This is a genomic window from Marinobacter sp. MBR-105, from assembly GCF_053628895.1.
In genome coordinates this window covers 307,419-320,673 of sequence record NZ_JBRJHG010000001.1, presented here as the reverse complement: position 1 = coordinate 320,673, position 13,255 = coordinate 307,419, and the positions used below count along the sequence as shown (strand labels likewise).

Annotated in this window: 10 protein-coding genes; 6 read left to right on the top strand and 4 right to left on the bottom strand. The window is 57.5% G+C overall.

Going from position 1 to position 13,255, the window contains the following annotated elements; genetic code table 11:
* The first annotated feature begins 20 nt into the window (after positions 1–20).
* Positions 21–1,715 (top strand): 2-isopropylmalate synthase, encoded by a 1,695-nt coding sequence (gene leuA / locus ACSSVV_RS01525; protein WP_011785215.1) that lies wholly within the window; start codon positions 21–23, stop codon positions 1,713–1,715.
* 100 nt (positions 1,716–1,815) lie between these two features.
* Here the strand turns inward: leuA and ACSSVV_RS01520 are convergent, their stop codons facing one another.
* The 3 genes from ACSSVV_RS01520 to xseA form a co-directional block, all read right to left on the bottom strand.
* Entirely contained in the window at positions 1,816–2,025 is a 210-nt protein-coding gene (locus tag ACSSVV_RS01520) for a cold-shock protein (protein WP_011785214.1), read from the bottom strand.
* A gap of 313 nt (positions 2,026–2,338) precedes the next feature.
* Entirely contained in the window at positions 2,339–4,264 is a 1,926-nt protein-coding gene (locus ACSSVV_RS01515) for a propionyl-CoA synthetase (protein ID WP_264192109.1), read from the bottom strand.
* 62 nt (positions 4,265–4,326) lie between these two features.
* Complete coding sequence (xseA, locus tag ACSSVV_RS01510; protein WP_036148472.1) at positions 4,327–5,706, bottom strand: exodeoxyribonuclease VII large subunit; 1,380 nt, start codon at positions 5,704–5,706, stop codon at positions 4,327–4,329.
* 190 nt (positions 5,707–5,896) lie between these two features.
* On the opposite strand from xseA, the gene guaB reads away from it, so the two are divergent.
* Both guaB and guaA read left to right on the top strand, forming a co-directional pair.
* Positions 5,897–7,360: an IMP dehydrogenase gene (gene guaB / locus ACSSVV_RS01505; RefSeq protein ID WP_022991076.1), complete on the top strand. Its 1,464-nt coding sequence runs from the start codon at positions 5,897–5,899 to the stop codon at positions 7,358–7,360.
* A 65-nt stretch (positions 7,361–7,425) separates the two neighbouring features.
* The gene (gene guaA / locus ACSSVV_RS01500; protein WP_454105450.1) at positions 7,426–9,003 is read left to right on the top strand and encodes a glutamine-hydrolyzing GMP synthase; all 1,578 of its coding nucleotides are present in this window, start codon (positions 7,426–7,428) and stop codon (positions 9,001–9,003) included.
* A 67-nt stretch (positions 9,004–9,070) separates the two neighbouring features.
* Here the strand turns inward: guaA and ACSSVV_RS01495 are convergent, their stop codons facing one another.
* Positions 9,071–10,102, bottom strand: a complete 1,032-nt coding sequence (locus ACSSVV_RS01495; RefSeq protein WP_011785196.1) for a zinc-dependent alcohol dehydrogenase family protein — start codon at positions 10,100–10,102, stop codon at positions 9,071–9,073.
* 272 nt (positions 10,103–10,374) lie between these two features.
* Here ACSSVV_RS01495 and tadA point away from each other — a divergent pair, with 272 nt between their 5' ends.
* From tadA to ACSSVV_RS01480, 3 genes are read left to right on the top strand one after another with little or no spacing between them, the layout of a single operon-like run.
* Entirely contained in the window at positions 10,375–10,878 is a 504-nt protein-coding gene (gene tadA / locus ACSSVV_RS01490) for a tRNA adenosine(34) deaminase TadA (RefSeq protein ID WP_011785195.1), read from the top strand.
* A 6-nt stretch (positions 10,879–10,884) separates the two neighbouring features.
* Positions 10,885–11,874 carry a UDP-glucose 4-epimerase GalE gene (gene galE / locus ACSSVV_RS01485; protein ID WP_011785194.1) on the top strand — a complete coding sequence of 330 codons (990 nt, stop codon included), beginning with the start codon at positions 10,885–10,887 and terminating at the stop codon, positions 11,872–11,874.
* Between the two features lie 33 nt (positions 11,875–11,907).
* Complete coding sequence (locus tag ACSSVV_RS01480; protein ID WP_023010014.1) at positions 11,908–13,254, top strand: UDP-glucose dehydrogenase family protein; 1,347 nt, start codon at positions 11,908–11,910, stop codon at positions 13,252–13,254.
* Position 13,255: the final 1 nt, after the last annotated feature.

The window sequence follows — 13,255 nt, the reverse complement described above, 5'->3', positions numbered from 1 at the left end:
TATCGGAAGGAATTTTCATCATGGCTTTTGACCATCGCAAATACGTTGCTTTCCAGCCGGTCGCCAAGAAAGACCGTCGCTGGCCCGATCAGGTTATCCAGAAAGCCCCGGCCTGGTGCGCTGTAGATCTTCGGGACGGCAACCAGGCCCTGGTCAAACCCATGTCTGTTGCCCAGAAGCAGCGCTTATTCGATTTGCTGGTCAAGCTGGGTTTCAAAGAGATCGAAATCGGTTTCCCGGCAGCCAGCCAGCCGGACTTTGATTTCTGTCGCAAGCTGATCGAAGAAAACCGGATTCCGGATGATGTAAAGATCCAGGTGCTGACCCAGGCTCGCCCTGAATTGATCGAGCGGACTTACCAGGCCCTTGAGGGTGCCAAACGGGCGATTGTTCACGTTTACAATTCCACCTCAACCGTGCAGCGTGAGCAGGTGTTCGGGCTGGACCGGGACGGTATCCGCGATATCGCGGTCCACGGCGCCACCATCGTGCGGGATATCGCCGCCCGCTATCCGGACACGGAGTGGACCTTCCAGTATTCGCCAGAGAGTTTTACCGGTACGGAGCTGGACTTTGCGGCCAGTGTGATTGATGCCGTCAACGATGTCTGGCGCCCGGACCAGGGGCAACCGGTTATCATTAACCTGCCGGCGACTGTTGAAATGGCAACGCCCAATGTCTTCGCAGATCAGGTGGAGTGGATCTGTGACAACATTCGCTATCGGGAGCACATCAGCATCAGCCTGCATACCCACAATGACCGGGGCTGCGCGGTGGCCGCTGCCGAACTCGGCGTGATGGCCGGGGCAGATCGGGTGGAAGGCACCCTGATGGGCAACGGCGAGCGCACCGGTAACATGGACCTGGTCACCATGGCTATGAACCTGTATTCCCAGGGGATTGACCCTACCCTGGATCTGTCCGGCATGGCCGAAATCACCGAAGTGGTGGAGGCGTGCACCGAAATTTCCACTCATCCGCGTCATCCCTATGCCGGTGAGCTGGTCTTTACCGCTTTCTCCGGCAGCCATCAGGACGCCATTCGCAAGTGTCTCTCCCGTCGGAAAGAGGGCGATGCCTGGAACGTGGCTTACCTGCCCATCGATCCGTTCGATGTCGGTCGCCGATACGAGGAAGTGGTTCGTATCAACAGTCAGTCCGGCAAAGGCGGCGTCGCTTACGTACTCGAGCGCGACTACGACATTACCTTGCCGCGGTGGCTGCAGATCGAGTTCAGCAAGGTGGTTCAGCGCGAGGCTGAAACCAATGGGGGCGAGATCGACTCACACACCATTCACCGTTTGTTTGAAGAGCGATATCTGAAGGTGCACAGCGATTGGGCTCTTCGCTCCTATGACCTGCATCGGGATGACAATGGGGTGCGGGCCGAGGTGGTTGTTGGGGGTGATGCCGCGCCGGTTACCCTTGAAGGTCGTGGGTTGGGAGCCGTTGAGGCCGTTTCCGATGCACTGTCCCGGCAGTTTGGGGTCTCGGTGGCGGTTGAAGCCTATGATGAGTTTGCGCTGGGCGAGGGTACCAATGCCAATGCTCTGGCATGCATACGGCTCACAGCCAATGGCAAGCACTGCAGTGCGGCAGCCCTGGCAGAGGATACCACCTCGGCAACGTTGCAAGCTCTGTTCTCGGCTGTAGCCCAGGTGCTCGATGATAGTCGGTCCGAGTCTGTTTCTGCAGAAGCAGCCGAGACTGCCTGAACGGATAATCCCTTAAACAAACAGAAAGGCCGGTAATCCCAGGATTACCGGCCTTTCTTGTTTCTGCCCGTGAGGGGCATCAGGACGTTAACATAACGGCTTAGAGCGGCGTTACGTTTTCGGCCTGCGGGCCTTTCGGGCCCTGGGTTACGGTGAACTGTACCTGCTGACCTTCGGCCAGAGTACGGAAACCGTTTGCGTTGATTGCACTGTAGTGAACGAAAACGTCACTGCCGCCTTCCTGGGCGATGAAGCCAAAGCCCTTGGATTCGTTGAACCACTTTACGTGGCCGGTTTTGGTATCGGACATCGATCTTTCCTGTCTTACTGATAATTTTCCCTCACGGGACCTTCTTTCGAGCTGGGACATCCGGAGCGCACTGAGGAAGGGGCAACGAAAAGCCAAGGGCAGGACGTTGTAACGCATTCGCCAAATAACGCTGCAGAAGTACACAGCAATTTTCAGTATAGACCGACTTTGAAAGGCGTCAATTGTTTTTTTTATGATCAGCAAGTGTTTTTTAATTGATAAAAAACAATAAGTTGTAATCAAAGTGAAACCCGGGGCTGCTCTCGACCAAGAGCGCCCCGGGTGTTCTGTGGCTCAGCGGATGGAGGTTTGATCAGCGACCGAATTTCTCGCTGATTTCTTCCAGAATGGCCGGGTCGTCGATGGTGCTGGGTACCGTGTACTCCTCGCCATCGGCAATCTGGCGAATAATACGTCGCAGGATCTTGCCGGAGCGGGTTTTGGGTAAACGGTCAACAACGATAGCCCGGCGGAAACAGGCAATAGCCCCGATCTTCTCGCGAACCATCTCTACCAGCTCCTCCTCCAGTTCATCCTGGTCAATGGTGGCGCCATCTTTGATCAGCACCAGGCCAACCGGAATCTGACCCTTCATATCGTCATGAGCGCCCACTACGCAGCATTCCGCGATCGCCGGGTGGGATGCAACGACTTCTTCCATCTCGCCGGTAGAGAGCCGGTGCCCGGCGACGTTAATTACATCATCCGTCCGCCCCATGATGAAGACATAGCCGTCATCATCGATAAAACCACCGTCGCCGGAGCTGTAGAAGCCAGGGATTGGCTTGAGGTAGCTGTTCTGGAAGCGCTGGTCGTCGCCCCATACGGTCATCAGGCAGCCCGGCGGTAATGGCAGTTTGACTGCAACCTGGCCCTGTTCGCCCGCGGGTACCTGGCTGCCTTCCATGTCCACTACCTGAACGTTGAAGCCGGGTGAGGGCACGGTTGCAGAGCCGGGTTTCGTAGTCATCATTTCAATGCCGACCGGGTTGCAGCATATGGCCCAGCCCGTTTCGGTCTGCCACCAGTGATCGAGGATGGGCAGCCCGGTATGCTCCTTCAGCCATTCATAGGTGGGTGGATCCAGGCGCTCGCCGGCCAGGAAAATCCGTTTGAGGGAGGAAACATCGTAGCGGCTCAACTGATCTGCTTCCGGGTCTTCCTTGCGCACTGCACGGAATGCGGTGGGCGCGGTAAACAGCATATTGACCTTGTGGTCCTGAACCACGCGCCAGAATGCGCCGGCATCCGGGGTTTTTACCGGTTTGCCCTCGTAAAAAATGGTGGTGCAGCCGGTAAAGAGCGGTGCATAAACAATGTAACTATGGCCTACCACCCAGCCAACATCTGAGGCCGCCCAGTAAACGTCTCCGGGTTTGGCGTCGTAGACCAGCTTCATGCTGTAAGTGAGGGCAACGGCGTGGCCCCCGTTGTCACGGACGACGCCTTTGGGTTTCCCGGTGGTACCGGAGGTGTAGAGAATATAAAGTGGGTCGTTGGCTTTGACGGGTACCGGTTCGGCCGGGGTGGCGTTGGCCACGATCTCGTTCCAGTCAAAGTCTCGGCCTTCCTGCATGGTTGCCTTGACCTGTGGCCGCTGGAATACCACGCACGCGTCCGGTTTGTGGCTGGATTGCTCTATGGCCTTGTCTACCAGCGGTTTGTATTCGATCACCTTGGTAACTTCGATGCCGCAGGAGGCGGTAATCAGTGCCTTGGGTTTGGCATCTTCAATGCGAACGGCCAGTTCGTGTGCTGCAAAACCGCCGAAGACCACCGAATGGACTGCGCCTAGCCTGGCGCAGGCCAGCATGGCGATGGCTGCCTGAGGAATCATCGGCATATAGATGATTACGCGGTCACCTTTTTCTACTCCGCGGGCACGCAGGGCGCCGGCGAACAGGGCAACTTCATCACGCAGTTCGTTGTAGGTGAATGACTGTTTGGTGTTGGTGACCGGGGAGTCATAAATCAGGGCTTTCTGGTCGCCGCGGCCGGCACGGATATTGGCATCCAGGGCTACGTCGCTGGTGTTCAGCTCACCGTCTGGAAACCACTCGCCATGGCCGTTATCGAGGGCGCGCCAGATCGTATTCGGGGCTTTGATCCAGTCGATGTGCTGCGCCTGCTCACGCCAGAAATCATCCCGCTGGTCAATGGACCGGCGAAATTCGGAGTTGTAGCTCATTGTGCTCCACCTCGGTTGTCCGTGTTGTTGTTTTATCGTTGTTATCGACAACTTTAGGAGCTTTGAAATCCGGGGCTAGTAGACCATAGGCGTAGTTGCCAGGCTCTGCGGCTCTATTCGCTCGAAGAATTGATCTCTGTCACCCGGGCGGACACCGAGCCATGACCAAGTCTTGCGGTAATCTGACTGCCAGTTTCCAGATCACCAGCCTTGCGAACGATCCGGTCATTGTCGTCTTTGACGATGGCGTAGCCTCTTCCAAGGGTGACCAGGGGGCTGACAACATGAAGGGTTTGTGCAATGTGCTGTAATCGCTCGTCTTTTTGGCGCAGCTGGTGACGGGTCGCGAGTGTCAGGCGTTCCTCGAGACGTTGGGTCTGTTCTCTTACCGTTTTTAGGGTTCGGCGTGGGGATTGTGCGCTCATCCTTTGAAGCAGGTAATCGGTTTTCTGCTTCTGCTGGTCCAGTCTGTCACGGATCGCCTTGTTCAGCCGCAGCTCAAGCTCATCCATGCGTTGCGCCTTTTCCAGCAGTTCCCGTCTCGGATCCCGAAGCCGGGCAGACAGGTGCCCCAACTGGTTATCCAGCCTTTGCAATAAGCGGCGTGCAGACTGGCCAAGACGCCCCTGCTGCTCGGTCAGTCGACGGAGCCAGTCCTGCTGGTCGGGCGAGATCTTCTCAGCGGCGGCCGACGGCGTGGGGGCTCTCAAGTCCGCGACAAAATCAGCAATGGTGACGTCGACCTCATGGCCAACGGCGCTGACGGTCGGGATGGGGCAGGCGGCAATGGCCCGCGCGACGGCTTCTTCGTTGAAGCACCACAAGTCTTCCAGGGAGCCGCCGCCCCGGCCGATGATCAGGACATCGGCCAGACCATGCTGCTGCGCCCGGTCAATGGCCTGGACAATATCTGCGGTGGCCGGCTGGCCCTGGACGGCGGTGGGATAGAGCGTGACCGGAATAGCCGGGCAGCGCCGCTTGAGTACCGTCAGAATATCGTGGATGGCGGCGCCAGTTGGCGAGGTAACCACACCAATATGTCTGGGCGTGGCGGGAATCGGTTTCTTTCGGGCCGGGTCAAACAGGCCTTCGCCCTGGAGTCTTGCTTTGAGGGCCTCGAAAGCCTGCTGCAGGGCGCCCAGCCCGGCGGGCTCGAGGTGTTCCACGATGATCTGGAAATCCCCGCGGTTCTCGTACAGGGTCACCTTGCCGCGAATCCGGATCTGGTCACCTTCCCGGGGCAGGGTGCGGATGCGCTGGTTGGCGCCACGGAACATGGCGCAGCGGATCTGGCATTTCTGATCCTTGAGTGAGAAATACCAGTGCCCTGACGAGGGTCTGGAAAAGCCCGAGAGTTCTCCCTCCACCCAGACCTGCATAAAGCTTGATTCCAGCAGGTGGCGCGCCTGGTGGTTGAGCTCACTGACTGTGAGTGCTCGTGGGCGGGTGTCCGGATAAGGGGTGCTCACAGGGCGGGCTCCAGGATTATTCATAAGCAATAGCCGAAAGAGATGGCCAAAAATAACGGAAATTCAAAAAGATGCAACCAAATGGCAAAAACCGCGCGGTTTACTGTCCTTACGCACCACTTTATAATAGATCGATTAAGGATTTTGCTTTGTCGCACCGCCGCGGGTGCGGCACGGAAATTCCCAACTTAGCATGTTCAAAAGGCGGATCCCAATGCTGCGTATTGCCGAAGAAGCCCTCACGTTTGACGACGTTCTGCTCGTGCCCGGATATTCTGAAGTTCTCCCTCACCAGGTCGACCTGAAAACCCAGCTGACCAAGGGTATTACCCTGAATATTCCGCTGGTCTCGGCGGCCATGGATACGGTAACCGAGGCGGAGCTGGCCATCGCCATGGCCCAGGAAGGCGGTATCGGTATCATGCACAAGAACATGACGGTGGAGCAGCAGGCGGCTGCTGTCCGCAAGGTCAAGAAGTTCGAAAGTGGTGTGGTCAAGGATCCGATCACCGTATCTCCGGGTACCACCGTGCGTGAGCTGGTCGATATCACCATGGCCAACAATATCTCCGGCCTCCCGGTTGTCGATGGCAATGACCTTGTCGGTATCGTGACTGGCCGTGATATCCGTTTTGAAAGCCGCATGGATACCCCCGTCCGGGATATCATGACGCCCAAGGACAAGCTTGTTACCGTCAAGGAAGGCGCCGATCTGGAAGAAGTAAAAGAGCTTCTGCATCGTCACCGCATTGAAAAAGTTCTGGTGGTAAACGATGAGTTCCAGCTTCGTGGCCTGATCACGGTAAAAGACATTCAGAAAGCCAAGGACTATCCGCTGGCGTGCAAGGACGAGCAGGGGCGCCTGCGAGTTGGCGCGGCGGTCAGCACCGGTGGTGACACCGAAGCTCGCGTAGCCGCACTGGCAGAAGCCGGGGTGGATGTGATCGTGGTGGATACCGCCCATGGCCATTCCAGGGGCGTGATCGATCGGGTTCGCTGGGTGAAACAAAACTACCCGGATGTTCAGGTCATTGGCGGCAATATCGCCACCAGTGATGCTGCCATCGCCCTGGCCGAAGCTGGCGCAGACGCCGTGAAGGTAGGTATTGGCCCCGGTTCCATTTGTACCACCCGGATCGTCGCCGGCATTGGTGTGCCCCAGATTTCTGCGGTTTCCAATGTCGCCGCTGCCCTGAAGGACCGCGGTGTGCCACTGATTGCAGACGGCGGTATCCGCTTCTCCGGAGACATCGCCAAGGCCATTGCTGCTGGCGCTCACTGCGTCATGATCGGCAGCCTGCTGGCAGGCACCGATGAGGCTCCGGGTGAAGTCGAACTGTTCCAGGGTCGCAGCTACAAAGCGTATCGCGGCATGGGCTCTATCGGCGCCATGGGGCAGGGTTCCAGCGACCGTTATTTCCAGGATGCCAGCAAAGGCATCGAGAAACTGGTGCCGGAGGGCATTGAGGGCCGCGTGGCCTGTAAAGGCCCGATGCGTAATATCGTGCATCAACTGGTTGGCGGTATCCGGGCCTCCATGGGCTACACCGGTAGCGCCACCATGGACGAAATGCGTACCAAGCCCGAGTTTGTTCGCATTACCAATGCCGGTATGCGTGAGAGTCACGTCCACGATGTGACCATCACCAAAGAAGCGCCCAACTACCGAATCGGTTAATCTTTGCCTGATCAGACGCGGCCCGGTTTCCGGGCCGCGTTGTTTCTTTACAGCCCGAGGACTCCATGGCCCAGAACATTCACGACCACCGTATCCTGATTCTCGATTTCGGTTCCCAGTACACCCAGTTGATCGCTCGTCGCGTTCGTGAAATCGGGGTTTACTGCGAGATCAAGGCATTCGATATCACCGATGACGAACTTAACGAGTTCAATCCCAAGGGTATTATTCTGGCGGGCGGCCCGGAATCGGTCACCCAGCTCGGTGGCCCGCGTGCCCCGGAAGGTCTGTTCGATCGTGGTATTCCGGTGCTGGGTATCTGCTACGGCATGCAGACCATGGCAGAGCAGCTTGGCGGTCGGGTTGCCAGTTCCGAGAAGCGGGAGTTCGGTTATGCCCAGGTGAAGGTTCGTGCCAAGGGCCCGCTGCTGGCAGACATTACCGACCACCTGACGCCGGCTGGTGATTCCCTGCTGGACGTCTGGATGAGCCACGGCGACAAAGTGGTCGCCATGCCGGAAGGCTTCGAGCTGTTGGCCTCCACTGAGAGCGCGCCGATTGCTGCCATGCAGGACCTGAGCCGCAACCTGTACGGCGTTCAGTTCCACCCGGAAGTGACTCACACCCTGCAGGGCAAGCGCATCCTCGAGCACTTTGTCCTGACCATCTCCGGCTGTGAGGCTCTGTGGACCCCGGCCAAGATCGTCGACGATGCCGTTCGGCAGATTCGCGAGCAGGTGGGTTCCGACAAGGTGCTGTTGGGCCTGTCCGGTGGTGTGGATTCTTCGGTTACGGCGGCGTTGTTGCATAAAGCCATCGGTGACCAGCTTACCTGCGTGTTCGTGGACAACGGCCTGCTGCGCCTGCACGAAGGCGATCAGGTGATGGACATGTTTGCCAGTAACATGGGCGTTAAGGTTATCCGTGTAGACGCTGAAGACCTGTTCCTGTCCAAGCTCAAGGGCGTGAACGACCCGGAGCAGAAGCGCAAGATCATCGGTAATACTTTCATTGACGTGTTCGACGACGAAGCGGCCAATATCAAAGACGTGAACTGGCTGGCCCAGGGCACAATTTACCCGGACGTGATCGAATCTGCGGCGTCCAAAACCGGTAAAGCTCACGTCATCAAGTCCCATCACAATGTGGGTGGCCTGCCGGAAACCATGAAGATGAAGCTGGTCGAGCCCCTGCGTGAGCTGTTTAAAGACGAAGTGCGCCGGATCGGCCTTGAGCTGGGCCTGCCATATGACATGGTGTATCGCCATCCATTCCCGGGGCCTGGGCTGGGCGTTCGTATCCTCGGCGAGGTCAAGAAAGAGTATGCGGACATTCTGCGTCGTGCCGACGCGATCTTCCTGGAAGAACTGCATCGTGCTGACCTGTACCATAAGACCAGTCAGGCGTTTGCTGTATTCCTGCCGGTGAAATCCGTGGGTGTAGTGGGTGATGCCCGCCGCTACGAATACGTGATCGCGATCCGTGCCGTGGAAACCGTGGACTTTATGACCGCACGCTGGGCGCGGCTCCCGTACGAACTGCTGGAAACCGTATCCAACCGGATTATCAACGAGATTTCCGGTGTATCACGGGTGACCTACGATATTTCGTCCAAGCCGCCCGCAACCATTGAATGGGAATGAGTCGGGCAGGCTAGAGCCGGAAGGCGGCAAGCAGGGATGCTTGCCGCCTTTTTTCGTTTTCAGGTCGTCATTCGGCGGTCAGCAACATCTTGACTGCTTTCTCCTTCGCCGCCTGGCTGAAGATGTCGTAGGCTTTTTCGATATCGTTGAGCTTGAGGCGGTGTGTGACCAGGTCCTCCGGCTTCACATCGCCACTCTCGACGACCTTCATCAGCACCGGAATGGTGTTGGTGCTCACCAAGCCGGTGCGTACCGTGATGTTTTTGATCCACAGGTCCTGCAGCCGGAATTCCACGCTTTTGCCGTGTACGCCGATGTTCGCGATGTTGCCGCCAGCGCGAATGATGCTCTGGCAGATATCGAAGGTCTCAGGTATGCCGACCGCCTCCATGGCAACGTCTACACCCTCACCGTTGGTCAGTTCTTTGATGGTTTCGATGGGGTCTCGGGCGATGGTGTCTGTGGCCCCCAGCATCCTGGCCATTGCCAGGCGGTTCTCGTCCGGATCAATCATGATGATACGCGCCGGTGAGTAGAAGCGGGAGGTCATTACGGCGGCCAGTCCGATGGGGCCGGCGCCGATGATGGCGACTGTGTCCCCCAGTTTGACTTCGCCGGCGAGAGCGCCAATCTCGTGTCCTGTGGGCAGGATGTCGCTGAGCATCACCGCGGCAGCTGGGTCCATTCCTGAAGGCAGGTGGTACAGGCTGTTGTCGGCATGGGGGATGCGTACATACTCGGCCTGGGTGCCATCGATCAAATGCCCCAGAATCCAGCCGCCGTCCCGGCAGTGGGCATAGATGCCGCGCTTACAGTAGTCGCAACGCCCGCAGGAGGTGACGCAGGAAATCAACACTTTGTCGCCAACCTTGATGTTACTTACTCCGTCACCCACTTCTTCGACCACTCCCACGCCTTCGTGGCCGAGAGTGCGACCTTTCGTGACCGCTGGCACATCGCCTTTCAGGATGTGCAGGTCGGTGCCGCAAATGGTGGTATGGGTGATGCGCACCACGGCATCTGTGGGTTTCTCGATTGCAGGCTGTGGCTTGTCTTCCCAGCTACGCTTTCCTGGTCCGTGAAATACCAATGCTTTCATAATGTTCTCTCCTTGAAGGATCTGCGGCTGCAGATGCGATTCAGGTCCTTGTAAGTCTTGCACGGACTGCACTGATTGAAACATGACGTATGTCAGTATAGGCCCCGAAAGGTAAAACGGTATGACAGTTGTCTGAGTAAAAAATCTTCTTTCAGTGCGGGTGCGCCCGGGGCCGTCGCTTGGTTAAGACGGCGAATAATGGTATTTTCGTGGCGCTTTCGGGGTTGGCCACTATCGTAGTTGTATAGGGCGCTATCAGTAGAGCCGCATTTATGTCGGATTCACCAAAGAATGATCAATACTGGATGGCCCGTGCACTGATGCTGGCGGAGCGGGCGGCCTCGATAGGCGAAGTGCCCGTTGGCGCGATTGTTGTCCGTGATGGTAAGGAGCTGGGCGTGGGTTACAATGCGCCCATTACCGGTTGTGATCCCACAGCCCACGCGGAGATTCGGGCTTTGCGGGATGCCTCCGCCAGGGTGGGGAACTACCGGCTGACCGGGGCAACTTTATACGTCACCCTTGAGCCTTGCACCATGTGTGTGGGCGCCATTGTGCACAGCCGAATCAGCCGCCTTGTTTATGGTGCCCGCGAGCCCAAAGCGGGTGCGGTAGAATCTGCCCGGCGTACGCTGGACGAGGCCCACCTTAACTGGCAAGTAGAAGCGGAAGGCAGTGTCCTGGAAGGCGAGTGCGGCCAGGTTATCAGTGATTTTTTCAGCCGGCGGCGGGCAGAGATTCGGCGGCGGCGTAAACAGAATTCAGGGAAGGAGTAACTCTGCGTGAAAGTACTTGTTACCGGCGGTGCCGGATATATCGGCAGTCACGTTGTGCGTCAGCTGGCGGCGGCAGGTCATGACATTGTCGTTTTTGATAACCTGTCTACCGGTTATCGCTGGGCCGTGACCGCCGGCGAGTTGGTGGTGGGCGACCTTGCCGATGAGCAAGCCCTCAGTGCGGTTTTTTCGCAGCATAAGTTCGAGGCGGTACTGCACTTTGCCGCCAATATCGTGGTACCGGAATCCGTTTCCAACCCCCTCAAGTACTACAGCAACAACACCCGGAACACCCTGAATCTTCTCAAGATGGTTGAGCACTATCAGGTTCCCTACATGGTGTTTTCCTCCACCGCAGCGGTTTACGGTATGCCCGAGCAAACCGTACTGACGGAAGACCTGCCGCTGGCTCCCATCAACCCCTACGGCGCCTCGAAAATGATGAGCGAGCGCATGATGATGGACCTCGCCGCTGCCAGCAGTCTGAATTACGTGATCCTTCGCTATTTCAATGTGGCCGGCGCCAACCCGGACGGCTTGTTGGGGCAGGCAACGCCGGAGGCAACGCACCTGATCAAGGTAGCCTGCGAGTGCGTGACCGGGCAGAGAGACGGCATGAGCGTGTTTGGCACTGACTACGAGACCCGTGACGGCACCTGTGTCCGCGACTACATCCATGTGGAAGATCTGGCCAAGGCCCATGTTATGGCGCTGGATTATATGGCCAAAGGTGGAGAGTCCCAGGTACTCAATTGCGGTTATGGCCGTGGTTTCACCGTGCGTGAAGTGATCGATGTGGTGAAAGCCGAGTCCGGCGTTGATTTCCTGGTACAGGAAACCGGACGCCGAGCCGGCGACCCGGCTGCGCTGATGGCCGATAACACACGGATCAAGAATGTTCTGGGCTGGCAGCCGGATTTCGATGACCTGAATACCATTGTGCGGACCGCACTGGCCTGGGAAAAGATCTGGCAGCAAAAGAAAGCAGGCCACTGACAGTTTTTATTCTAAATTTTCAGGAAGAGTTGCATGAAGATTACGATTTTCGGAACCGGTTATGTCGGCCTTGTGACTGGCGCCTGTCTGGCGGATGTCGGGCACCACGTGCTGTGCATGGATGTGGACCAGGGCAAGATCGAAAAACTGAAGAACGGCCAGATTCCTATTTACGAGCCAGGCCTGGACAACATCGTCAAGCACACCGTTGAGGCTGGTCGCCTGGCATTTACCACGGACACCGAGGAAGCGGTCAAGCACGGTACCCTTCAGTTTATCGCCGTTGGCACGCCACCGGATGAAGATGGTTCTGCGGACCTTCAGTATGTTCTGGCAGTGGCGAAATCCATTGGGCAGCACATGGAGGATTACAAGGTGGTGGTGGACAAGTCCACCGTACCGGTCGGGACTGGCGACAAGGTAAAGGCGGCGGTTCGTGCCCAGCTGGACAAGCGGGGGTTGGAACTGGATTTTGATGTGGTGTCCAATCCGGAATTCCTGAAAGAAGGTGCTGCCATCAACGATTTCATGAAGCCGGACAGGATTGTGGTCGGCACCGAGAGCGAAAAGGCGGCGGATTTGTTGCGGGAAGTGTACTACCCGTTCAACCGCAACCACGATCGCATGATCTTCATGGACATCCGTTCTGCTGAGCTGACCAAGTACGCGGCCAATGCCATGCTGGCCACCAAGATCAGCTTCATGAACGAAGTGGCAAACCTGGCCGAGCGGCTGGGCGCGGATATTGAAGAAGTGCGCCGGGGTATCGGTTCTGATCCGCGTATCGGTTACCACTTTATCTACCCGGGTTGCGGTTACGGCGGTTCCTGCTTCCCGAAAGATGTGCAGGCCCTGGCCCGCACCGCCCGAGACTGTGATTACGAATCCAAGCTGCTGAATGCCGTAGAAGCCGTCAACTATGCCCAGAAGCACGTGCTGTTCGACAAGGTCTCGCACTACTTTCAGGGTGATCTGAAGGGCAAGACCGTGGCGCTCTGGGGTCTGGCGTTCAAGCCCAACACAGATGACATGCGCGAAGCATCTTCCCGCACCCTGATGGAAGATCTCTGGAAAGCTGGTGCGAAGGTGCAGGCTTTCGATCCGGAAGCCATGGAGGAAACCCAGCGCATCTACGGGGATCACGACGGACTGACTTTGTGCGGTACCAAGGAACAGGCGTTGAAGGGTGCTGACGTATTGGTGATCTGCACCGAGTGGAAAGAGTTCCGCTCACCGGACTTTGATGTGATTGCCTCCACCTTGAGTGAGCCGGTGGTGTTTGACGGCCGCAACCTGTACGAGCCGGAAATGCTGGAGCGTCATGGCCTGATCTACTACGCCATTGGCCGCGGCCGTAACCAGTTCCATTCAGCGGTCTGAC

Bases quoted from the DNA above. Each gene is read 5' to 3' on its own strand.
- leuA (WP_011785215.1), top strand. From the start codon at position 21: ATGGCTTTTGACCATCGCAAATACGTTGCTTTCCAGCCGGTCGCCAAG.
- ACSSVV_RS01520 (WP_011785214.1), bottom strand. From the start codon at position 2,025: ATGTCCGATACCAAAACCGGCCACGTAAAGTGGTTCAACGAATCCAAG.
- xseA (WP_036148472.1), bottom strand. From the start codon at position 5,706: ATGAATAATCCTGGAGCCCGCCCTGTGAGCACCCCTTATCCGGACACC.
- guaB (WP_022991076.1), top strand. From the start codon at position 5,897: ATGCTGCGTATTGCCGAAGAAGCCCTCACGTTTGACGACGTTCTGCTC.
- guaA (WP_454105450.1), top strand. From the start codon at position 7,426: ATGGCCCAGAACATTCACGACCACCGTATCCTGATTCTCGATTTCGGT.
- ACSSVV_RS01495 (WP_011785196.1), bottom strand. From the start codon at position 10,102: ATGAAAGCATTGGTATTTCACGGACCAGGAAAGCGTAGCTGGGAAGAC.
- tadA (WP_011785195.1), top strand. From the start codon at position 10,375: ATGTCGGATTCACCAAAGAATGATCAATACTGGATGGCCCGTGCACTG.
- ACSSVV_RS01480 (WP_023010014.1), top strand. From the start codon at position 11,908: ATGAAGATTACGATTTTCGGAACCGGTTATGTCGGCCTTGTGACTGGC.